Origin of the sequence: Magnetospirillum molischianum DSM 120, assembly GCF_000294655.1 — a bacterium.
GTDB classification, from domain to species: Bacteria; Pseudomonadota; Alphaproteobacteria; order Rhodospirillales; family Magnetospirillaceae; genus Phaeospirillum; species Phaeospirillum molischianum.
Window position 1 is genome coordinate 80,023 of sequence record NZ_CAHP01000047.1, and the last position, 21,860, is coordinate 101,882.

22 protein-coding genes are annotated in these 21,860 nt (G+C 62.5%); 13 read left to right on the forward strand and 9 right to left on the reverse strand.

Annotation, left to right across the window (positions count from 1 at the left end):
* Position 1 precedes the first annotated feature (1 nt).
* Together aroB and PHAMO_RS16030 are read right to left on the reverse strand one after the other, a co-directional pair.
* On the reverse strand, positions 2-1,111 hold the full coding sequence (gene aroB, locus PHAMO_RS16025) for a 3-dehydroquinate synthase (protein ID WP_040567615.1): 1,110 nt from the start codon (positions 1,109-1,111) through the stop codon (positions 2-4).
* Positions 1,108-1,695: a shikimate kinase gene (locus PHAMO_RS16030; protein WP_051002466.1), complete on the reverse strand. Its 588-nt coding sequence runs from the start codon at positions 1,693-1,695 to the stop codon at positions 1,108-1,110. Before PHAMO_RS16030 ends, aroB begins: the two co-directional genes overlap by 4 nt.
* 354 nt (positions 1,696-2,049) lie before the next feature.
* Here PHAMO_RS16030 and PHAMO_RS16035 point away from each other — a divergent pair, with 354 nt between their 5' ends.
* The 6 genes from PHAMO_RS16035 to PHAMO_RS16060 all read left to right on the forward strand — a co-directional run bounded on the left by PHAMO_RS16035 (position 2,050) and on the right by PHAMO_RS16060 (position 9,882).
* Positions 2,050-3,753 carry a hypothetical protein gene (locus tag PHAMO_RS16035; protein WP_002730864.1) on the forward strand — a complete coding sequence of 568 codons (1,704 nt, stop codon included), beginning with the start codon at positions 2,050-2,052 and terminating at the stop codon, positions 3,751-3,753.
* Positions 3,750-4,154, forward strand: a complete 405-nt coding sequence (locus PHAMO_RS16040; RefSeq protein WP_002730868.1) for a site-specific integrase — start codon at positions 3,750-3,752, stop codon at positions 4,152-4,154. The genes PHAMO_RS16035 and PHAMO_RS16040 overlap by 4 nt, the downstream gene beginning before the upstream one ends.
* Complete coding sequence (addA, locus tag PHAMO_RS16045) at positions 4,151-7,615, forward strand: double-strand break repair helicase AddA (RefSeq protein ID WP_002730872.1); 3,465 nt, start codon at positions 4,151-4,153, stop codon at positions 7,613-7,615. The genes PHAMO_RS16040 and addA overlap by 4 nt, the downstream gene beginning before the upstream one ends.
* 85 nt (positions 7,616-7,700) lie before the next feature.
* Positions 7,701-7,973: a hypothetical protein gene (locus PHAMO_RS16050; protein ID WP_002730874.1), complete on the forward strand. Its 273-nt coding sequence runs from the start codon at positions 7,701-7,703 to the stop codon at positions 7,971-7,973.
* 34 nt (positions 7,974-8,007) lie between these two features.
* Positions 8,008-8,481, forward strand: coding sequence for a YbaK/EbsC family protein (locus PHAMO_RS16055; RefSeq protein ID WP_002730877.1), 474 nt, complete (start codon positions 8,008-8,010; stop codon positions 8,479-8,481).
* A gap of 30 nt (positions 8,482-8,511) precedes the next feature.
* Positions 8,512-9,882, forward strand: coding sequence for an MATE family efflux transporter (locus PHAMO_RS16060; protein WP_002730879.1), 1,371 nt, complete (start codon positions 8,512-8,514; stop codon positions 9,880-9,882).
* Between the two features lie 46 nt (positions 9,883-9,928).
* On the opposite strand, the gene PHAMO_RS16065 is transcribed toward PHAMO_RS16060, so the two are convergent.
* Positions 9,929-11,146 carry an MFS transporter gene (locus tag PHAMO_RS16065; RefSeq protein WP_002730881.1) on the reverse strand — a complete coding sequence of 406 codons (1,218 nt, stop codon included), beginning with the start codon at positions 11,144-11,146 and terminating at the stop codon, positions 9,929-9,931.
* A 473-nt stretch (positions 11,147-11,619) separates the two neighbouring features.
* Here PHAMO_RS16065 and PHAMO_RS16070 point away from each other — a divergent pair, with 473 nt between their 5' ends.
* From PHAMO_RS16070 to PHAMO_RS16090, 5 genes are all read left to right on the forward strand, one after another.
* A complete protein-coding gene (locus tag PHAMO_RS16070) occupies positions 11,620-11,847 on the forward strand; it encodes a hypothetical protein (protein WP_002730883.1) in 228 nt (75 codons plus the stop codon).
* A gap of 354 nt (positions 11,848-12,201) precedes the next feature.
* Complete coding sequence (locus PHAMO_RS16075; protein WP_002730885.1) at positions 12,202-13,356, forward strand: MlaE family ABC transporter permease; 1,155 nt, start codon at positions 12,202-12,204, stop codon at positions 13,354-13,356.
* A 2-nt stretch (positions 13,357-13,358) separates the two neighbouring features.
* The gene (locus PHAMO_RS16080) at positions 13,359-14,159 is read left to right on the forward strand and encodes an ABC transporter ATP-binding protein (RefSeq protein ID WP_002730887.1); all 801 of its coding nucleotides are present in this window, start codon (positions 13,359-13,361) and stop codon (positions 14,157-14,159) included.
* Positions 14,156-15,085, forward strand: coding sequence for an MlaD family protein (locus PHAMO_RS16085; RefSeq protein ID WP_002730888.1), 930 nt, complete (start codon positions 14,156-14,158; stop codon positions 15,083-15,085). Before PHAMO_RS16080 ends, PHAMO_RS16085 begins: the two co-directional genes overlap by 4 nt.
* A 1-nt stretch (position 15,086) precedes the next feature.
* Positions 15,087-15,719: a PqiC family protein gene (locus tag PHAMO_RS16090; protein ID WP_002730891.1), complete on the forward strand. Its 633-nt coding sequence runs from the start codon at positions 15,087-15,089 to the stop codon at positions 15,717-15,719.
* A gap of 48 nt (positions 15,720-15,767) precedes the next feature.
* On the opposite strand, the gene pufA is transcribed toward PHAMO_RS16090, so the two are convergent.
* Together pufA and pufB are read right to left on the reverse strand one after the other, a co-directional pair.
* Positions 15,768-15,941 (reverse strand): light-harvesting antenna LH1, alpha subunit, encoded by a 174-nt coding sequence (pufA, locus tag PHAMO_RS16095; RefSeq protein WP_002730894.1) that lies wholly within the window; start codon positions 15,939-15,941, stop codon positions 15,768-15,770.
* 34 nt (positions 15,942-15,975) lie between these two features.
* Positions 15,976-16,116 carry a light-harvesting antenna LH1, beta subunit gene (pufB, locus tag PHAMO_RS16100; RefSeq protein WP_002730895.1) on the reverse strand — a complete coding sequence of 47 codons (141 nt, stop codon included), beginning with the start codon at positions 16,114-16,116 and terminating at the stop codon, positions 15,976-15,978.
* Between the two features lie 489 nt (positions 16,117-16,605).
* On the opposite strand from pufB, the gene PHAMO_RS18725 reads away from it, so the two are divergent.
* Both PHAMO_RS18725 and PHAMO_RS20245 read left to right on the forward strand, forming a co-directional pair.
* Entirely contained in the window at positions 16,606-17,058 is a 453-nt protein-coding gene (locus PHAMO_RS18725; protein ID WP_002730899.1) for a BLUF domain-containing protein, read from the forward strand.
* Positions 17,059-17,406: 348 nt separating this feature from the next.
* The gene (locus PHAMO_RS20245) at positions 17,407-17,541 is read left to right on the forward strand and encodes a hypothetical protein (RefSeq protein ID WP_268869809.1); all 135 of its coding nucleotides are present in this window, start codon (positions 17,407-17,409) and stop codon (positions 17,539-17,541) included.
* A gap of 290 nt (positions 17,542-17,831) precedes the next feature.
* On the opposite strand, the gene guaA is transcribed toward PHAMO_RS20245, so the two are convergent.
* The 4 genes from guaA to ilvC all read right to left on the reverse strand — a co-directional run bounded on the left by guaA (position 17,832) and on the right by ilvC (position 21,724).
* The gene (gene guaA, locus PHAMO_RS16110; RefSeq protein ID WP_002730901.1) at positions 17,832-19,385 is read right to left on the reverse strand and encodes a glutamine-hydrolyzing GMP synthase; all 1,554 of its coding nucleotides are present in this window, start codon (positions 19,383-19,385) and stop codon (positions 17,832-17,834) included.
* A gap of 175 nt (positions 19,386-19,560) precedes the next feature.
* Entirely contained in the window at positions 19,561-20,229 is a 669-nt protein-coding gene (locus PHAMO_RS16115) for an arylesterase (RefSeq protein WP_002730903.1), read from the reverse strand.
* A 67-nt stretch (positions 20,230-20,296) separates the two neighbouring features.
* On the reverse strand, positions 20,297-20,536 hold the full coding sequence (locus PHAMO_RS16120; protein ID WP_002730904.1) for a hypothetical protein: 240 nt from the start codon (positions 20,534-20,536) through the stop codon (positions 20,297-20,299).
* A 168-nt stretch (positions 20,537-20,704) separates the two neighbouring features.
* Positions 20,705-21,724 (reverse strand): ketol-acid reductoisomerase, encoded by a 1,020-nt coding sequence (gene ilvC / locus PHAMO_RS16125; protein WP_002730905.1) that lies wholly within the window; start codon positions 21,722-21,724, stop codon positions 20,705-20,707.
* Between the last annotated feature and the right edge of the window lie 136 nt (positions 21,725-21,860).

A 21,860-nucleotide genomic window follows, 5' to 3' on the forward strand; every position in this document is an offset into this window, starting at 1 on the left:
TTTATCTCCCGGCGGCCATCTCCGCCAGCAGGGCGGTCAGCGACTCTTCAGGCACGTCGCGCGACAGGAAGCCGCCGCCGATGCCTCGGGCCAGAACGAAGGTCATGGCACCGTCTTTGACTTTCTTGTCGCCGCGCATGTGGCCGATCAGACGGGCGACATCCCACAGCCGGGGACCGGCGAGGCCCGAGGGCAGCCCGATCGCGTCGAGGTGGCGGACCAACCGTTCGGCGTCGGCGGCGGGAGACAGGCCCAGCATCGCCGACAGGCGTAGCGCCATCACCATTCCGATCGCCACCCCCTCGCCGTGGAGAAGCTCGTCGGAGAATCCGGTCTCGGCCTCCAGCGCATGGCCGAAGGTGTGGCCGAGATTGAGCAGGGCGCGGACGCCGCCCTCGCGCTCGTCGGCGGCGACGATCCGGGCCTTGGCCCGGCACGAGGTCGCTACCGCGTGGCGTCGGGCGTCCGGGTCGCCGTCGATCAGGGCGCTGCCGTTGGTTTCAAGCCAGGAAAAGAAATCGGGATCGTCGATGATCCCGTATTTGAGCACTTCGGCATAACCGGCCAGCACCTGCCGACGCGGCAGGCTGTCGAGCAGGGCGGTATCGGCCAGCACCAGCCGGGGCTGGTGGAATGCGCCGATCAGATTTTTGCCGTGGCGGGTGTTGATGCCGGTCTTGCCGCCGACCGAGCTGTCAACCTGGGCCAGAAGGGTGGTCGGGATCTGGACGAAATCGACGCCGCGCAGCAGGATCGAGGCGGCAAAGCCGGTCAGATCGCCGATGACGCCACCGCCCAGCGCGACGATCAGGGTACCGCGTTCGACTCGGGTCGAAAGCATCGCGTCGAGCAACGCTTCGAGGTGGGGGAAGTCCTTGGTCTTTTCGCCCGCCGGCATCACCGTGTGCATCGGCATCGCTCCGGCGGCGGCCAGACTGCGTTCAAGCCGTTCCAGATACAGCGGCGCGACCTGATCGTCGGTGACGATCAGGACACGGTTGCCGGACATCACCGGCAGGATCAGTTCCCCCGCACGGTCGAGCAGGCCGGGGCCGATATGAATCGGATAGGTCCGGTCGCCGAGGTCTACCGTCACGATTTCGGAGCTCATCTCTTCTCCTCTGCGGTCTCGGCCGCGTTCAAGTGGTCGGCCAGGCCGGTCAAGACGCGGGCAACCGTGGCATCCGGTGCTTCGTCGGTCGAATCGACGATGATATCGGCCTCGGCATAGATCGGATGGCGGGTTTCGATCAGCCGCCCCAAAATCTCGGCCGGGTCGCCCTGTTTCAGCAGCGGACGGTGGTCACGTCCGACCGTGCGCTTCAACAACAGCGGCAGATCGGCCCGTATCCACACTGAAACCGCGCCTTCGCGAATCCGGGCACGGGTGGTCGGGTCGATGAACGCACCGCCGCCAGTGGCCAGGATCATTGGCTCCTGTTCGAGCAGGCGGGCAATCACCTTGCGCTCGCCCTCGCGGAAATCGGCTTCGCCATGGCGGGCAAAATACTCGCTGATGGTGCAGCCGGCCGCCGCTTCGAACGCGGTGTCGGCATCGACGAACGCCAGATTCAGCCTCGCGGCAAGGCGGCGGCCGACGCAGGACTTCCCTGCGCCCATCAGCCCGACCAAAACCACGGTGCGTTTGATCCGACCGTTTAGCGCTGTCGCCAACGGGTTCAGATCATCGGCCATTGCGCCACCTCCATCGGTTGTCTGGTCCCGACCGCGCGACCGGCGTTGATCGACGGCGGCGGGGCCGATAGACTGAGCACGGTTCACCATGCACGGTCCCGGTGCGCTCGCCCCAGGTCCGGCGCGGAAATCAAAGGGGGCAGGTTGCCCCAATCCGCCGCTTTTAGCCGCGTGGAGCCGGGTCTGTCCAGAAGTCGATGCTGTGTGTCGTTCGATGAGGTCCATCGTTTCCCATGATTAGAATTATCGGTCTTGCCATTATCCTGTTGCTGGCGGTGATTACCGGCGGCGTTTTGATTGTTTCGGCCTGGGATCCTTCGCCGCCGACAGCACGGATTGAACGAGTGGTTCCGGATGATCATTTCCCACGCTGACCGCCTGCGGGCGCTGATCCTGGTCTTGTTGCTGGCGGCGACACCGGCCATCGCGGACCCTTCCGACGGTGAGGCGGAGTCGTCGCCGATTGCGGACGAGGGGGTGTTTACCCCCGGTCCGGCCCGGCAGGCGGGGGGAAGCTCTCGTTTTGAGGTACGCGAACTGACCGCGCCCGATCCCGAAGCGGTCGGCATTCTCGACGACCGTCATGGCGGGTTGGGCAGCGGTCTGTGGGGCGGCACCGCCGCCGCGACAGTCCGTCGGCTGGTGCCGCGCTTGCCGGTGGCCGAGTCGCGGGCGATGCGGGCGCTGACCCGACGGTTGCTGCTGACCGCCGCTATCGCCCCGGATAAGATCGGCGTCGAGACGCCATCGCTGCTGGAATTGCGTGCCGAGCGTCTGGCCGCATTGGGTGAAACCGAAGGGCTGACCGCGTTAATGAAGGCGGTGCCGTCCGCGTCGGCCTCGCCCGCTTTGGCTCGGATCAGGGCCGAGACGTTGCTGCTGTCCGGCGACAACAAGGCCGCCTGTGCCGAGATCGCCGCCCGTGGTCCTGACGATTCGCGCTTCAAGGTGTTCTGCGCCTTGTCCAGCGGCAAGGTGCTGGAAGCCAACATGGCGCTCGACCTGATGCGTGACCGCAAAGAGTCCGATGCCACCTTCGTCGTTGCCGCCGATGCGATGGCGGGGACGCCGCCGCCCAAGCTCGACAAGCTGCCGGTTCTGACGCCGCTGCATCTGGCCGCCTTCCGCGCCGCCAAGATTCCCTTGCCGCTCGAAACCGTTCCGACCCTCGCCCCCGGATCGCTTGGCGCGGTCATCGCCAATCCGGTCAATTCGCTCGATACCCGGCTGCTTGCCGCCGAACGGGCCGAAGCGTTGGGGTTGCTTGATACCGACACGCTGCGCCGTCTCTATGCGGAACTAACCTTCAATGCGGCCGAGGCGCAACTGGCCCAATCTCAAGGCGACCGCACCCCGCGCGGCCGCGCTCTGTTGTTGCGCTCCATCCCGGTCGAAGCCAGTCCGGCGGTACGGGCCGGGCTGATCGTTCGTGTTCTCGCGGCTGCGGCGGAGCGGGGGGCGTTTCCCGCCACGGCCCGGCTGTACGCCCCGCTGATCGCCGATCTGGCACCCACTCCCGATCTGGCCCCGTCAGCGCCGTCGCTGGCCCGCGCCCAGATTGCCGCCGGGCGGCCCGATGCCGCCGGGCCGTGGCTGGCCCTGGCCAGAAGCGACCCTGCGGCGGCCAAAGCGGCCAAGTCGGTCGCGTTGCTCTACCGTTTGGCTCTTCCGGGGGCCGATCCTGCCCCGATCGAATTGCCGTCCGGCGACGGGCTTGCGCCCGATGCCGTCAGCCGCCGTGCCGAGGTGTTATTGTCGCTGCTGGCCGGGGTGGGGGAAAAGATCCCATCGGGTCTGTGGCTGTCTTCTCTGCGCGATCCGTCGGTCGCGCCCGCCCTGGTGCCGCGTTCGGCGCTGAGGATCATGGCGCGGGCCGCCGCCGAGGACGTGCGGACCGGCGAGACGGTGTTGCTGACCCTGGTCGGGCTGGGCGATGGCGGACTGGATCGGGCCGATCCCGAGATGCTGAATCGCGCGGTGACACATCTGCGGATGATCGGACTGGAGCGCGAGGCCCGCGCCCTGGCGGTCGAAGCTGCCTTCGCCAACGGTCTATGATGGATCGCTATATCGAGTCCTTTCTGGAGATGATGGCCGCCGAACGCGGTGCCGAGGCCAATACTCTCGACGCCTATCGCCGCGACCTGGAGGATTACCAGGAGTTTCTGAGCCATCGGGGGGCGTCGGAACTGACGGCCGATGCCGACGCGGTGCGCGACTGGCTGGCCGATCAGGCGGCGCGGGGGATGGCCCCCCGGACTCAGGCGCGGCGGCTGTCTTGTCTGGGGCAGTTTCATGCGTTCCTGGCGGGCGGGGCCGATCTGCGGGTGGTCCAGGCGATGCTGGGCCATGCCGATATCGCCACCACCGAAATTTATACCCACGTTCAGGAAGATCGCCTGGTTCGGCTGGTTCAGAACCATCACCCCCTGGCCAAAGGCGCGTCGATCTTTCGATGAATTTGACCCAGGACGCCGACGAGCGCCAGCGCCGCGCCGCCAATCCCGCCGCCAGCGTCTGGGTCGCCGCCAGCGCGGGCACCGGCAAGACCAAGGTGCTGACCGACCGGGTTCTTACCCTGCTGTTGGCCGGGTCGGCACCGGGTCGGCTGCTTTGTTTGACCTTTACCAAGGCTGCCGCCGCCGAAATGGCGCTGCGGCTCAATCGGCGGCTGGCGCGTTGGGCCACCGCCACCGATCCCGATCTCTTTGGCGAACTGACGGCGCTTTTGGGGCGTCCGCCCGAACCCGCCGAAAGCGTGCGGGCGCGGCGGTTGTTCGCCCTGGTGTTGGATGCGCCGGGGGNGATGCCGATTGAGACCATTCACGCCTTTTGCCAGTCGTTGCTGCGCCGCTTTCCGTTGGAGGCCGGAATCGCCCCTCACTTCCGGGTGATGGACGAATCCGATGCTGCCGAAGCGCTGGAAGCCGCGAAGACAGAGGTGCTGTCGGCCGCCCGTGGCGGCACCGATGCCGATCTGGCCCGTGCTTTGGCGCTGGTGACGGCGCGGGTGCATGAAACGGCATTTCCCGACCTGCTGGGCGAGCTGTCTTCCGAGCGGGGGCGGCTTGACCGTGCCATCCGTCGTCACGGCGGGCTGGAGGGCGTAAAGGTGGCGCTGGCTCGCCGGTTAGATCTGGAGCCGGGTGAAAGCGTCGCCAGTCTGCTCGCCCAGGCTTGCGCCGACGAGTCGTTCGACGCGGCCGGTTTGCGTGCCGGATTGTTGGCGTTGCAGGGTGGCGGCAAGACCGATCAGGAGAAAGCGGCGACGATGGCGGCGTGGCTAGCCGATCCCGCTGGCCGTCCCGCCGGGTTTGACACGTGGTGCGGCGTTTTTTTGACCCGCGAGGGGAGTGTGCGCAAGACCCTCGCGACCAAGCCGGTACGCGAGGCCAATCCCGGTCTGACCGAACGGCTGGAGACCGAGGCGTTGCGGCTGGTGGCGGTGGCCGAGCGGATCAAGGCGGCGGCGATCGCCGAAGCCACCGGAGCGCTGTTGACCTTGGGGGCGGCGCTGCTGGAAGCCTATCGCCGTCACAAATCGGCTCGTGCCGCGATGGATTACGACGATCTGATCCTGGCGGCGCGGGGGCTGCTGTCGCGGCCGGGAGTCGCACCGTGGGTGCTGTACAAGCTGGATGGCGGTATCGACCACATTCTGATCGACGAAGCCCAGGACACGAATCCCGACCAGTGGGCGGTGGTGGCGGCGTTGACCGAGGAATTCTTCGTCGGACAAGGCGCGCGCGAGATCGTTCGCACCGTTTTCGCTGTCGGCGATGCGAAGCAATCGATCTACTCGTTCCAGCGGGCTGACCCTCGCGCCTTTGAAGAGATGCGGACTCGCTTTGCCGAGAAGGTTCCCACCGCGGCGGGAATCTGGGACGAGGTGGCGCTGAACCTGTCTTTTCGTTCGGGGCGGGCGGTGCTGGAGGCGGTCAATGCGGTGTTTGGCCCGGACAGCCCCGGCCGTGAGGGCGTTGCGGCGATGGACGAGGACATCACCCATCTGGCCCATCGTCAGGGCGCCGCCGGAACGGTTGAGATCTGGCCTGCCGTTGCCCCCCGCGCGATTGACGATTCGCCGCCGTGGAAGCCGCCGGTCGAACGCATTCGGGGCGATTCGCCGCCAACCCGGTTGGCGCGGCTGCTGGCCCGTCGCATCCGGGCGATGATCGACAGCGAAAGGTTGGAGTCGCGAGGCCGTCCGGTGCGTGCGGGCGATGTGTTGGTGCTGGTGCGCCGTCGCGGCGGCTTTGTCGAGGATCTGGTCCGCGAGCTGAAATCACAAAAAGTCGCCGTCGCCGGGGCCGACCGGATGGTTCTGGCCGACCAGATGGCAGTGATGGATCTGATGGCGCTGGGGCGCGTCCTGCTGCTGCCCGAGGACGATCTGACCCTGGCGACGGTGCTGAAGGGGCCGTTGATCGGGCTGTCCGAGGAACAATTGTTCGCTCTGGCTCACCGGCGTGGCGATGCGACTCTGTGGCAGACGCTGAAGCGGCGCATCCTCGACGATCCTGCGTTCGAGGCCGCCTATCTGTATCTGCTCGATCTGCTCGCCGTGGCCGACCGCTTGTCGCCTCAGGCCCTGTTCGCCCGTATCCTGGGACCGCTGGGCGGACGGCGGGCGCTGCTGGCCCGGCTGGGGCAGGAAGCCGAGGACGCGATCGATGAGTTCGTCGCCCTGGCTCTGGCGTTCGAACGCGCTCATCCGCCGTCGCTTCAGGGCTTTCTGCACTGGCTGGAGGCCAGCCAGCCCGAGATCAAACGCGATCTGGAGCAATCCGGCCGCGACGCGGTGCGGATCATGACCGTTCATGGCGCGAAAGGGCTTCAGGCGCCGATTGTGATCCTGCCCGATACGCTTCAGGTGCCGACCCGCAGTGGGTGGTTGTTGTGGCTGGAGGAGGAGGGCGGCGATGATCTGCCCGCTTGGCCCCCCCGTACCGAGGACCAGGACCCGGTCTGTCGCGCTGCGGCGGAGGCGCGCAAGCTGGCCCGAGAGCGTGAATATCGTCGCTTGCTTTATGTGGCGATGACACGGGCCGAAGACCGGCTGATTGTGTGCGGCTGGCAGACTCGCAAGGCTCCGCCCGAGGGGAGCTGGTACAATCTGATCCGTGCCGCGGTCGAACCGCTGGCCGAGCCGGTCGAGGATCATTGGCTGGCCCAGGCGGGCGAGACAATCGATGCGACGGTGCCGACTCTGCGTGTCCTCCAGACCGTGCCGCCTGAATCTGGCGGCAGCGGTTCCGCTGAGTTCGCTCGTCCGCCTGCGACTCTGCCCGATTGGGCCATCCTCCCGGCGGGGGATGAGCCGTCGCCGCCCCGTCCGTTGACTCCGTCGCGGCCTGACGAGGATGAACCGGCGGTACGCTCGCCACTCGACGGCCCCGAGGATACTCGGCGCTGGCGGCGTGGCTGGCTGATCCACCGTCTGCTCCAGACTCTGCCGGATTTGCCTGTGTCCGGGCGTTCCGCCGCGATGGCCTCTTTCCTGGCCCGTCCGCTGTGGGAACTGAGCGCGGCCGAGCGGGTGGCGATTGGCGGCGAGGTGGCGGCGATTTTGAACGATCCCGCCTTTGTCGCTTTGTTTGGGTCCGCCGCACTGGCCGAGGTGCCGCTAATCGGTCGGATCGGTGATCGCATCCTGTCGGGACGGCTCGACCGGCTGGTGGTGACCGCCACCGAGGTTCTGGCGATCGATTACAAGACCAATCGTCGTCCCCCCACCGATCCTGCCGATATCCCGCCCATGTACATTCGACAGATGGCGGCTTACCGGCTGGCGCTGGCTTGTCTCTATCCGGGCCATACCGTTCGTTGCCTGCTGTTATGGACCGACGGCCCCCGGATAATGGAAATTCCCGCCGCCCGCCTTGATGACGCTCTGGCCGGTATTGCTCCGGCCGATTGACGAGGGGAAGGGTCCCGAGAGTGATCTGCTTGACTAGATGTTCTCTTTATGTTCTAAATGGCGAGGTCAGATGACGGAGCGTGCGATGACCCAATTCCGAACGCCTGGTGCCGATGAACTGGAGCGCCGGTTCGACGGCCCGGTGCTTCCGGCCGATCCAGCCCTGACCGGGCGACCGATGGCGGCGGCGCGAGGGGTGTTGTTCCAGCGTCTTGCCGCCGAGCAGCGTCAGGCGATTGCCCGTCGCCGCATCGGACTTTCGGCCGTCGCTGTCCGTACCGACGAACGGCTGTGCGCCGCCGGTCGCTCGCTTTATTATTACCGGAATCAGGGCGCGGCCTGGATCGGCCAAGTCTGAGCTTGCCCTTGCATGGTTCCGGGAGGCCTTGCCGATGAGTCTTGAGTCCGTCCGCCGCTTCTTGGCCGAGGCCGCGCCCGACCTGTCCATCATCGAACTTGAGTCCAGTACGGCGACGGTTGCCCTGGCGGCCCAGGGGCATGGCGTCGAACCGGCGCGGATCGCCAAAACCCTGTCACTGAAAGTCGGCGATCGTCCGTTCCTGGTTGTGACAAGGGGTGATGCCCGCCTGGACAACCGCAAGGCCAAGGCGGCGTTCGGCGGAAAAGTCAGGATGCTGACCGCCGAGGAAGTCGAGGCCGTCACCGGCCATCCGGTCGGCGGAGTTTGCCCGTTCGGCCTCGCCACACCGATGACGGTCCATTGCGATGTCTCGTTGCGGGCGTTCGAGGAGGTGGTGCCCGCCGCCGGCTCGATCAACAGTGCGGTTCGGATCTCTCCCGAGCGGCTGGCCGAACTGGTGGGGGCGGACTGGGTTGATGTATGTCAGGAAGGCAGTACGTCCTGACCGGGGCGACCGTGCTATACACGGTCGATCATGACCCGATCCCTTTCTGTTTGGAAGGTCGAGACCCGCGCGATGATCGCGCTGGCTTGGCCGCTTATTCTCACCAATCTCGCCCAAGTCGCCATCGGTGTCACCGATACCCTGATGCTGGGGTGGCTGGGCCCCGATACCCTGGCGGCGGGCGCGCTGGGGGCCAATCTGTATTGGGCGGTCTTCGTGATCGGGATTGGCCTGGTCACCTCGACCGCTCCGCTGTTGGCCCAAACCCTGGGGCGTCGCCGCCATGCTTTGCGCGATTGCCGCCGCACGGTCCATCAAGGTCTGTGGCTGGCGGTGCTGCTCTGTCTGCCCGCCTGGGCGGTGATGTGGAACGCCGACCCGGTGCTGCGGGCGCTGGGGCAAGACCCCGCCCTGACCGGCGAGGCCCAACGCTATCTTCGCTTCATGCAATGGGGTGTGCTGCCCGCTTTGGGCTTTGCCGTTCTGCGCGCCTTTATCGCGGCGCATGAGCGTCCCCGCGCCGGGTTGATGGTGACGGTGGCGGCGATTCTTCTCAATGCCCTGCTGTGCTGGCTGCTGATTTTCGGTCATGCCGGTTTGCCCGCCTTGGGAGTCGCCGGAGCTGGTATCGCCACCACCGTCTCCGAGATTTTCATGTTCTCCGGGCTTCTGGTTTTCCTGATGCTCGATCATCGTCTGCGCCGCTATCGCCTGTGGTGCGGGTTCTGGCGTCTTGATCTGGACAGACTGCGCGAATTGCTGCGGATCGGTCTGCCGATGGGGCTGTCGATGGGATTCGAGGTCACCGGAATCAACGCTGCCGCTTTTCTCTGTGGAATGATCAGCGCCCATGCCATCGCCGCGCATGCGATTGCGATTCAGGTCGCCTCGATCACCTTCATGGTGCCGCTGGGTCTGGCTCAGGCCGCCACTGTGCGGGTCGGATTGGCCGCTGGAGCCGGTGACCGCGCCGGAATTGGCCGCGCCGGATGGGTCGCGATGGCGCTGGGGATCGGCTTCATGGCCGCGATGGCGGTGGTGTTGACAACCCAGTCCGCGCGGGTGGTCGGGCTGTTCCTCAATCTCGACGATCCCGCCGCCCTGGCCGTGGCTCAGGTGGCCGTGCCGTTATTGGCTGTCGCGGGCCTGTTCCAGGTTGCCGATGGTGCTCAGGTGGTGGCCGCCGGAGCCTTGCGTGGGCTGAAGGACACGCGGATACCGATGCTGTTCGCGGGGCTGGGATGCTGGGTGCTGGCAGTCCCGTTGGGGGCCATGCTGGCTTTCCCCGGTGGACTGGGCGCACGCGGAGTCTGGCTTGGTCTGGCCCTGGGGCTGGCGGTGGTGGCCGCGCTGATGACGGTACGGTGGTCGCGTCATCGTCGGTTGAAGGTGTTTCGGTAGGACGGCCAGGAGGCGGCTCGCGCCGCCTCCTGGTTCGCCGATAGGCTTATCCGAGCTTGTGACGCAGCGTTTTCCAGGCCGGGCTGAAAGCGATGATCGTCAGGGTGATCACGGCACCCAGCATGATCGCCACAGCCGGACTCATGATGAAGCCAGTCTTGGTCACGGTGAACTGGAGCACCATCGGCATCGAGCCACCGACGATTCCCTCGGCGACGTTGACCGAGATCGCCAGCCCGGTCGAGCGGACATCGGGCGGAAAGATATCGACCATCAGCACATAGCTGGGCAGCAAAATCAGAGCCAGGATGCAGAACAGAATGGTCTCGCACAGCAAGATCACCGTATAGCCGCCGCCGCTCATCGACAGATACAGCGGATAGGCGGCGAAGATTGCCAAGACCAGACCGATCCGGAGAACTCGCATTGCGCCGAACTGGTCGGCCAGATATCCGGCACCGATGAACACAACCATGCCGATGCCCAGAACCAGGGTCCCGATCTGGAGTGAATCGCTGGTGGATAGCCCGGCATAGGAGGTCGTCCAGCCGACCGAGTAGACCGCCAGAGTGTAAAAGAACACGGTCCCGCCGACGACGGCGCCAAAGGCGCCCAGCAGGGCAGGCCGATGTTGCCGCCACAGCCGCAGCAGCGGAATAGAGGTCTCGTGCTCGGGTGGCTCGTAATTGTCTTCCAGGCCATGGCGGAAATAGAGCCCGGTGGCCGAGATCAGGACGCTGAGGGCGAACGGAATCCGCCATCCCCATTCGGTCATGTCATGGGGGTCCAGTGCCGAGGTGACCAGATAACAGACGAAACCACCCAGCAGGATGCCGAACAATCCCCCAGAGGTGGCGATCGCGGTCATCACGCCCTTGAACCGGCTGGGTCCGCTTTCATTGGCGAAGACGATCGAGCCGCTGAACTCGCCCCCGACCGACAGTCCTTGCACCAGTCGCAGCACGACCAGAGCGATCGGCGCGAACAGCCCGGCCTGCTGATAGGTCGGCAGCAACGCGAACAATCCCGTCGGGATCGCCATCGTCAGGATCGATAACAGCAGAACAGAGCGGCGGCTGAGGGAATCGCCCAGATGGCCAAATACGATTGCGCCGATTGGCCGCATCAGTGCCCCGGCGGCAAAGGCGCCGAACGAAGCCAGGGTTGCTGCCGCCGGATCGTCAGAGGGGAAGAAGTTGGCGCCAATGATCGCTGCCAGATAGCCGAAGATCGCAAAGTCGTAATATTCAATGACGTTCCCCATTACGACGGCGCCGACGATTTTAAACCGTGAGTTACCTTTTCTCAAATCGCCCCCTGATGCGTAATCCGCATTTGAAATGTATGAACTCGCGCGGATGATATCACGACATTATTATTCCGATAATGATCTCTGATCAGCTCTGAATAGATTGTGCGCCTTGCTCTGGAAGCCCTAGGCCGCACTTGTTGATTTGTCAAAATCAGTAAGTATTGATTGAAATAATTAGATAGATAATTCCGTATTAAGGCGCTGAGACCGCGATCGGATCGGGAGTCGTTTGCGCGAATTATCGACCCATATCCTAAGCTGTATAAAATAATACATAATATTATTATTTTAGATAAAAAATGAGTATTTTCCGATTGTTGAGTGATTGTGGCTCGTTCTGAGTAAGTTGAGTGCAGATCTGTGTGGCTGGCATAATGATCTGGTCGCTCCGTCTGGTCGCAAGACGGATTTTTCAGGAGGGACTCATGTCGGAACAGGCTGAAAAATCCACTATCTCCGTTGGCGATCTATTTGAAATTGAAGGGCGTTCCCGTACTTTTTGGACGGTGGAGGCCATCACAAAGGTTCCTCGCCATGGGATACTCGTTCGCTTGTCCGAGATTGATGGGCTGGGACGGGTAACTATTCCTGCGATTGAACTTGGCATCATCAACGGGTTCCGGAGTGCGAAACAGCACAGTCTCAAATCATAGGCCTATGCTCCGGCTCTATTCGTCATCGCCTTGCGGAAGGACCATTCGGACACTTCGTTCAATCCGCTTCGATGACGAATAGAGATAACAATTATGGTGGTGTGACATCCGTCATTGTCTCTTGATAAAAGATCATTAGATGGCTGTTATAAATTAATCATTAAATTCTAGGCGGCAGGATTGTTGTTTAATTTATAAACTGTCTTATTGGTTCGCGTGTTTTCCGAACCTAGAAACTGAGATTATTTTTTCCTATAAAATATCGTTGCTATGTGTGAATAGCCGCATCTATCGAAGCGGGTTGATCCGCCACGGATCGACGCCGACCCTTGATGGCTCATCCGAGGGGATGCAATGGATCCGTCCACCGCCGACGTTCCGTCCCCGACCACGGTTGAACCGGCATGGGAATGTCGGGACGACGGCCCCAGCCGACTCGTCGTGCTATCCGGCGATTGGATCGCCCGTCTTCATGCCGTGCCGAGCGATGCGTTCGAGACGATTCTGAATGGGCCGGGCCTGTCCTCGGTCGCGTTACAGGCCGACAAGATCGGAGCGTGGGATTCCGGTTTGCTGACCTTTGTCGCCGGCCTGCGCCGTGGGGCTGACCAGCATGGTCTCACCCTCGACGAATCCGGGTTGCCGCCATCGGCCCGTCGGCTGCTGGCCCTCTTACCTCGGGATGCGTTGCCAGCCGCTCCAGCCCGACCCAGCCGGTCGATTCGCGCCGTCCTCGGGACTCAGGCGCTTACTGTTTGGGCCGAAGGGGGGGCGGTTGCAACCATGCTGGGCGAGACGATCTTGCGTGGCGGCGCGGCTTTGCGCGGGCAGGCGAGGATGCGCCGCACCGATCTGCTTGTCGCGCTCCAGGATGCCGGTGCATCCGCTCTTTCCATCGTCATTGTCGTCAACCTCTTGATGGGGGGGATTCTCGCTTTTGTCGGGGCGGTTCAGCTCCGCCGGTTTGGGGCCGACATCTATGTCGCCGATCTGGTCGGCATTGCCGTGGTGCGCGAGATCGCCGCTCTGATCACCGCTGTGGTGATGTCTGGCCGAACCGGCGGTGCCTATGCCGCGCAAATCGCCACGATGCTCGGGAATGAAGAGATCGATGCGCTGCGTACCATCGGCGTCCCGCTGCATGATTACTTGATTCTGCCCCGCATCCTGGCGCTGACTCTGATGATGCCGCTGCTGTATCTCTATGGTTCGGTGGCGGGTATTTTTGGCGGCTTTCTGGTCGCTGTGGCGATGCTTAATCTGACGCCAGCGACTTTTCTGGCTCATCTGCAAACCTCCGTGACCGGATCGCAGGTCCTCTTCGGCTTGTCCAAGAGCATCGCGTTTGGCGGGGTTATCGCGATCATCGGATGCCGGATCGGATTGAGCGCCGGACGTAGTGCCAGCGACGTTGGCCGGGCCGCAACCCGAGCCGTGGTGGCGGGGATTGTCGCAATCATTGCCCTGGATGCCGTTTGCGCCGTTTGCGCCAACGCGCTGCGTTTTTGATCATGCCGCCGCCTCTCGAGGATGGGGCGAAGATCGCGGTCGAGGGGCTGGCTTTCGGTTATGGTTCCGAGCCGATCCAGAACAATCTTTCCTTCACCGTCGCCACCGGATCGATTTTCGCCATCATGGGCGGCAGCGGCTGCGGGAAGAGCACCCTGCTGAAGGTGCTGATCGGCTTGCTGCGCCCCCTTGCCGGGACAGTGCATGTTCGCGGTGAAGATTATTGGTCTGTCTCGGCGGATCGGCGCGAGCAGATCGGCCGACGCTGCGGCGTTCTGTTTCAGAGCGGGGCGCTGTGGAGTTCGATGAGCATCGCCGACAACGTGGCTCTGCCGCTGCGGATGTTCACGGCCTTGACCGAGCCGGAGATCGACCGGCTGGTCCAGCTCAAACTCGATCTGGTCGGTCTGACGGCACCGGGCGACATGATGCCGTCCGATCTCAGCGGCGGCATGCGCAAGCGGGTCGGCCTCGCTCGGGCGATGGCGCTCGATCCCGATATCCTGTTCCTCGACGAGCCTTCCGCTGGCCTGGACCCGATCGGTGCTCGTCGGCTGGACGATCTGATCCTCGCTCTGCGCGACGGGTTCGGCAGCACGGTGGTGATGGTCAGTCATGAATTACCCAGTCTGTTCGCGATCTGTGACGGCGGTATCTTTCTCGATGCCGACACCCATACCGCGATTGCCATCGGCGCACCGCGAGACCTGCGCGATCGCTGCGACGATCCGACAGTTCATGCCTTCATGAACCGCGAGATCCCCAAATCCGACTCCGCCGTCGATGATGGAGGCCAGAAATGAAAGCCAGTCCCACGGCCGTCGGCGGGTTTGTGCTGGGCGGTCTGCTGCTTGCCGTCGCCGCCATCCTGTTCTTAGGCGGGATGCGTCTGTTCACGCCGACCTTGGGGGCTGTGGTGTTTTTCCCAACGTCTGTTGCCGGGCTGACCGTTGGCGCGCCGGTGACGTTCCGGGGCGTCCGGATTGGATCGGTCAGTAAGATCCTGTTGCGTCTCAATGTTGACGACCGTTCGTCACTGATTCCCGCTTATCTGGAACTCGATGCCGATCGGATCTCGTGGGAGGACACCAGTCCTCAGGGAGTCGAGGCGGGAGGCGATCCCGGAATCCCCCGGCTGGTCCATGCCGGATTGCGCGCGGCCCTCAGCACGCCCAATCTGGTCACCGGGCAGCTTGGGGTCGATCTCGATTTTCACCCCGATTCGCCGATATTGGCTCACGGCCCCGCGATGGACGTGCCCGAAATCCCATCGATTCCCTCCGACCTGCAAAATCTGAAGGACAAGTTCATCGAGCTGCCGTTGCGTGAGCTGGTCGATGAGACACGCACAACCCTCAGCCACATGGTTGCCGTCTTCGATGTGCTCGGCCTTCTGGTCGATGAGTCCCGGAAGACGGCCATCGATGCCCGCGAGACTCTCCGGGTTACCTCGGCAGCGGTGCGGACATTGGGCGCCGATGCCGGACGAACCCTCGGTGACATTGACCGCCTTACGCTCGACGGCAGGCGAGTGCTGGAGACCGCCGAGCGCACCACCCGCCACGCCGAGTCGCTGATGGCGTCGCTGGATAGTCTTTCCCAACCACGGTCGGATATGCGGGACGATCTGGAAGCGACCTTGCGCGATCTTGCCGCCAGCGCCAGTTCGCTGCGGAGCTTTACGCGGGATCTGGAGCGTAGTCCCATCGACACCCTGCGGAGGCAGTAGGATGCCAACTTTCGTTGCCGCCCTGGTCTTGCTCATGCTGTTGGGAGGCTGCGTTGCCCGGCCGGAACAGCATATCTATGTCTTGGGCGGCTCCGACCCTGCGTCCGACGATCGTCTTGACAGTAGACGGATGGTGATCGAGCTGAAGCCGGTGCTGATTCCAGATCATATGGACACGACCGATTTCTTGTTGCGCACCGGGATCAACGAACTGAGTCGCAGCACGACCGCGATCTGGGGGGAACGTCTGTCGATCGGCATCACCCGTACGCTTGCTTCAGCTTTGGCGACGCGCCTTCCATCTGTGCGCTTTGCAGTCAGCCCATCGGCGACTCGCCCGGCGCGACGGATATTTGTCGATATAGCGGTTCTCGAAATCCGACGCGGTGGCGCATGCACTGTTGGTGCACATTGGACTGTTTCCGCGCTCGGCGCAGAGTCCGGCCCGCAATCTGCTTTTGCCCCCGTCGGTGCGGAGGCTACCGTGACGACGGTCGCGGAGGGGGCCAGCGACGAATCCGTCGTTGTCGCTCTAACGCACGCCATCGACCAGATCGCGGATCGGATTGCCGCGACTCTAAGCGATCACATAGCAAACTCGGGCACCAAAATGAAAACGGGCGGACTCGGGTAATCCCGAATCCGCCCGCTTTCGGAGCGTAAAACGCTGGCTGTTAGCGAATTACTTATTCGCCGACTGCGCAGCGCCCAGGGCGATCCAGTTGAAGCCCGGAGCGGCCAGAACGGCGGCGTGCACGGAAATGGCGACGACAACGGCCACAACCCAGATCACCGGCAGCCAAGTCGACGGATTGATGACCAACCAAATCTTGTGGTCGTCTTTCAGAGCGCTCATAACAAAATCCTTCTAAATAAAATTTAAATTAAAATCAGAACCAGGGCTTCCAAACCCACACCAGCACGTGCGCAACGGCGGCGATGAGCAGGAAAGCGCTGAAGGTCGTCTTGAACTGCTCGTTGACTTCAACGGCTTCTTCAACGGTCAGGCCCGACAGGCTTCTCTCAGCCATGATTGTCTCCATTTATTAAGTGAATTCACTGGCCGACAACCAACTGCCGACGCCTCATTAACTTTCGGTAATCTGTCACTGCTTCACATCCGAGTCAACGTGAATTTTCTCCCGCAGGGCTGGTCAAAGGTCGGGTGGAAGCGATCGATATGCCTATCGAACGTATAGTTGTTCGTAGGATTGGCACCGCGTCTGAACGCCGATGTTTTTCTACGAAGCGCCGTTACTCGGGTACCCCAGATAGGATCACACGCAAAATCACACACAGGCGGGACGGAAGGGGGCACGCCTTGAGGTAAAGCGGGGGGCTCTGGAGAGAGTGATCTATCTGGGGGTGTGAGGCTGCATTACCAGACTCAAATTAAGGCTGAAATATATAAATATTTCACCATACAATTCTTGTAAATGAGATTGATAGGCAATACCTATCCATAAATCTGGCGGGTTACTCCCTACTCGCAATGCAAAAATTAAATAAAGGTTATAAAAATGATCCAGATCATCTATGCAAGTGCTGCCTCTGAATCCATGGTTGCAAGCGATCTTCCACTTATACTAGAGAAAGCCCGCGTGAAAAACGAGCGCCTGAACATCACAGGATTTCTCTTGTATGATGAAGGATCCTTTTTGCAGGTGCTCGAAGGGCCAAATGATGCCCTCGAGGAGGTTCTTGGCGCAATTATTGCAGACAATAGACACAAAAAAATCCGCCTCCTTTCAAAAAAGATTGTTGATGGCCGTGAATTCGGGGATTGGGCCATGGCTTATGCTGTCAAGGATGTTGAGCGTGCCAGATGTGATGGCTTCCTGGACTACGCCGCATCACGGGAAGAATTCAGCATTGAGGGGGGCGAAGTTACCCAGATCCTTTCTATGTTCCAGGAAGGGCTTCTGCGACAGGCTGACCACAGTGACGGTTTCTCCACAAAATTCAATGTCTAGTGGCAAGAATAATAGGTTCTTGCTTGATTTTTGTCGAGCATTGGCGCTAACTGTTCCAGACACACAGATCACTGTGTCTGTTGGCGATGGAAGTCTCATCAACTTTAATTTACGCCGTGACATGATGAAGGGAGAGCTTGAGCTTTTCTAGCTTTCCTATTCACTGGTCAGGTGCCAATTTCCTGGCGCAAATTTCTCTACCCCCTACCGATCAGGGGGCGGCAGAGCCCCCCCCTAGCCGGGAGCCTCGCGCCATGCACGGGCGCACAGAAATGATCAGGGGGTGTGACCAGGGACGCACCGAGATGATCCCCGAGCGGTAGGGCTGGCTCTGATCGGTGCGGCTGGGTGGTCTGCCTCCTGTCGCTGTGGTTGCTGGCTGGTGCGGCAACTGATTGGTTCCGCCATGGTGGTGTCGCTCCGGCCCCGCTGCTGCTGATCGGCCACCAGCGTTCAGCCAAGGGGGACGTTCACCAGAGTTAGGATTCATTCTAAGGGGTGCTGGAGTCGCGGAAGCCAACCCGTAGCCACTACGGTCTCTCCCTGCCCTGGGTAAGTCCGTGAGTCCCCGGTGGTCTCTTGGTGATGGTGGGGCGCATCGCAACCGCCGTTCCCTGGTTTTTTCTTGATCCTGAATGAAGGTGAACTCGATCATCCAGTGAGAGGTGTTCCGACGCGTTTGAACACGGCCATTTTCGCCTCCAGATGTGGAGGACCACACAGCAAGAAGGCTCCCGAAGGAGCCTTCTGTTGTCGTCTAACCTATTGAAACATCATTCCCACTCGATCGTCCCCGGCGGCTTGCTGGTGACGTCGTAGGTGACGCGGTTGATGCCCTTGACCTCGTTGATGATCCGGTTGGCGACGCGGCCGAGGAAGGCCATGTCGAACGGATAAAAATCGGCGGTCATCCCGTCGGTCGAGGTCACGGCGCGCAGGGCGCAGGCGTAATCGTAGGACCGGGAATCACCCATCACGCCGACGGTGCGAACCGGCAGCAGAACGCAGAACGCCTGCCAGATCACGTCATACAGACCGGCCTTGCGGATTTCGTCGAGATAGATGGTATCGGCCTGACGCAGGATGTCGAGCCGCTCGCGGGTCAGTTCCTGGCCGGGGATGCGGATGGCAAGGCCTGGGCCGGGGAAGGGATGGCGGCCGACCATATCGTCGGGCAGGCCGAGTTCACGTCCCAGCGCCCGAACCTCGTCCTTGAACAGCTCACGCAGCGGTTCGACCAGCTTCATATTCATCCGGTCGGGCAGGCCGCCAACATTGTGATGGCTTTTGATCGTGACCGACGGGCCGCCGGTGAAGCTGACCGATTCGATCACGTCGGGATACAGCGTGCCCTGGGCCAGGAAATCAGCACCGCCGATGGCGCGGGCCTCTTCCTCGAACACGTCGATGAAGGTGGCACCGATGATTTTGCGCTTCTTTTCGGGGTCGGTCTCGCCCGCCAGCTTGGCCAGGAAGAGGTCCGAGGCGTCCTTGTGCACCAGCCGGATATTGAAGCGGTCGCGGAACACCTTGACCACCTGCTCGGATTCGCCTGCGCGCATAAAGCCGGTATCGACGAAAACGCAGGTGAGCTGATCGCCAATCGCTTCATTCAGCAGCGCGGCCACCACCGAGGAATCGACGCCGCCCGACAGGCCGCAGATCACCCGGCCGCTGCCGACCTGGGCGCGGACCTTCTCGATTTCCTGGGCGCGGAATGCCTTCATCGTCCAATTGCCAGCACAGCCGCAGATGCGATGGACGAAATTCGACAGCAATTCGCGTCCGTTCGGCGTGTGGACCACTTCGGGGTGGAACTGGACGCCGTAGAAATGATGGTAATCGTCGGCGATGGCGGCGAACGGAGCACCTTCCGAGGCGGCGACGACCCGGAAATTGGGCGGGAGCACGGTCACGCGGTCGCCGTGGCTCATCCACACCGGGAATTGGGCGTTCGCTGAGGAAATTCCGTCGAACAGGGTGCACGGCGCGATCTGAGTCACGATGGCGCGGCCAAACTCACGGTGATGGCCGGATTCGACGCTGCCGCCCAATTGCGCGCACATCGTTTGTTGGCCGTAACAGATTCCCAGAACGGGCAAGCCCATCGTGAACAGTTCGGCGGGGGCACGGGGCGATCCTGTCTCGGCCACCGAGGCGGGGCCGCCCGACAGGATCACACCCTTGGGGGCGAAAGCCCGGATCGAGTCCGCGCTCACCCGGTTGAACGGGTGAATCTCGCAATAGACTCCGGCTTCACGGACGCGGCGAGCGATTAGCTGCGTGACCTGCGAACCAAAATCAACGATCAGGATACGGTCGGACATGTTTCCTCCGGGCGATGAGGCGGGGGACTTTAACCGAAGGCATCGGCGTCCGACAAGTCGCCCCGCGCGGCTTTTTCTGCTCTCGGCGAATATGTGGTCAGCCGGTCGCAATCCAAAGGACCGGGAACAGAGTGAACCGATTCGATGGCCGAGTCTCGGGTGGCGGAGCGCAGGGTTAGCGAGAACGATCCGCTGTGCGGGCGGCAAAGCGGTCGAGCAGGGTGCGAACCGAGGGCAGGATGCGGGCGACGATGACGTCGATTCCGGCCGCAGTAGGATGCAGTCCGTCGGGTTGGTTCAGCTCGGGCTTTCCCGCGACACCATCGAGATAAAAGGGATAGAACACGACGCCATGAGCTTTGGCGAGGCGGGGGAACACGGCGTTGAAAGCTGTCTCGAAATCGCGGCCGTAATTGGGGGGGGCCAGCATTCCTGCCAGCAAAACCCCAATTCCGGCTTTGTTCATCCGGGTCAGGATCGCGTCGAGATTCGCCTCGGTCAGTTTGGGATCGATCCCGCGCAGCCCGTCATTGGCACCCAGTTCAATGATCGCCAGATCGGGCTTTTCCGCGAGAGCCCAGTCCAGCCGGGCCAGACCTCCGGCGGTGGTGTCACCCGAAATCCCGGCATTGATCAGCCGGACATCCCGCCCTTCGGCGCGCAACGCCCGCTCCAACCGTACCGGCATTGCTGCATCGGCGGGCAGGCCATAGCCCGCGGTGAGCGAATCGCCGAATGCGACGATTCGCACCGGAGCCGACGCGGCAGCCCGTGCCGGGGAGGTTACAATCCCAGCAAACACGGTGGAGAGGGTTCCCAACAGCACATTGCGTCGCGTCGCCATCCTTCGTCTCCTGCTTCGAACGGTTCCTGATGATCCGACGAAACGCAGACGAAGGGAAGGCGGGCCGTTATTTCTTGTGCGAACCACCGTTATCGGCGGTCAAGCCGCCGATCGCGGCACCCGCCGCGCCGCCCAGCAGAGCGGCACCCAGTACAGGTCCGCCAGCGACATACGCGATACCGCCGCCGGCAGCCGCACCGATGGCGCCGCCTGACAAGGCGCGTTGTTCCCACCGTTTCATGTCGGAACAACCGGTGACACCGATCAGGATCAAGGTTGTGGCGAGGACGATGGCAATTGGTCTCATCGGGGGGCCTCTTCGATCTGGAGGGGACCGAAGACAATGTGACGCCAGGATCGTGGCGAATCTGTGATCGCGATCACCCTCTCCAGTGATCCGGGCACCGAATACGAAAAAAGCCCCGGCGGTGTTCCGCCGGGGCTTTTCCGAACACGATCCGAATAAACGGATAGCTTAGTTCTTGGACTTATCGACCAGCTTGTTCTTGGCGATCCAGGGCATCATGGCGCGCAGCTTTTCGCCGATCGCCTCGATCTGGTGCTCGGACTGAATACGACGGGTCGCCTTGAAGCTCGGCTGACCGGCCTTGCATTCCAGCATCCAATCGCGGACGAAACGGCCGGACTGGATGTCTTCCAGGGCACGCTTCATCTCGGCCTTGGTCGCCTCGGTGATGATGCGCGGGCCGGTGACGTAATCGCCGTATTCGGCGGTGTTGCTGATCGAGTAGCGCATGTTGGCAATGCCGCCCTCATAGATCAGATCGACGATCAGCTTCACTTCGTGCAGGCATTCGAAATAGGCCATTTCCGGCGCGTAACCGGCCTCGACCAGGGTTTCGAAGCCGTACTGGATCAGCTTGGTCAGACCACCGCACAGCACAACCTGCTCACCGAACAGATCGGTTTCGCATTCCTCGCGGAAAGTGGTCTCGATGATGCCGGACCGACCGCCGCCGATGGCGGAGGCATAGGACAGAGCCAGCTCAAGGCCGTTGCCGGTCGAGTTCTGAGCAACCGCAACCAGACAGGGGACGCCGCCGCCCTTCAGGTATTCGCCGCGCACGGTGTGGCCGGGGCCCTTGGGGGCGACCATGAACACGTCGAGGTCGGCGCGCGCCTCGATCAGCTTGAAATGGATGTTGAGGCCGTGAGCGAAGACCAGTGCCGCACCCTGCTTCAGGTTGGGGGCGAGATCGGCGTAGTACAGCTCGGCCTGAAGCTCGTCGGGGGTGAGGATCATCACCACGTCGCCCCAGGCGGCGGCTTCGGCCGGAGTCATAACCTTCAGGCCCTCGGCCTCGGCCTTCTTAATGGAGGTCGAACCGGCGCGCAGCGCCACGGCCACTTCCTTGACGCCGGAATCGCGCAGATTGAGGGCGTGGGCGTGGCCCTGGCTGCCGTAGCCAACGACGACAACCTTCTTGCCCTTGATCAAATTGACATCGGCATCCCGGTCATAATAGACGCGCATTTGAGTTCCCCGTGTGCTTTCGCGAGCTGGAAATATCACTGGCGGCGGACCATACAGGTCTCCAATCCATCTGGCAAATGCCAGAGATCGGGAGCGGTCTGCCGTTCCGGTTCCGCGAACCATACCCCTCCCGCCC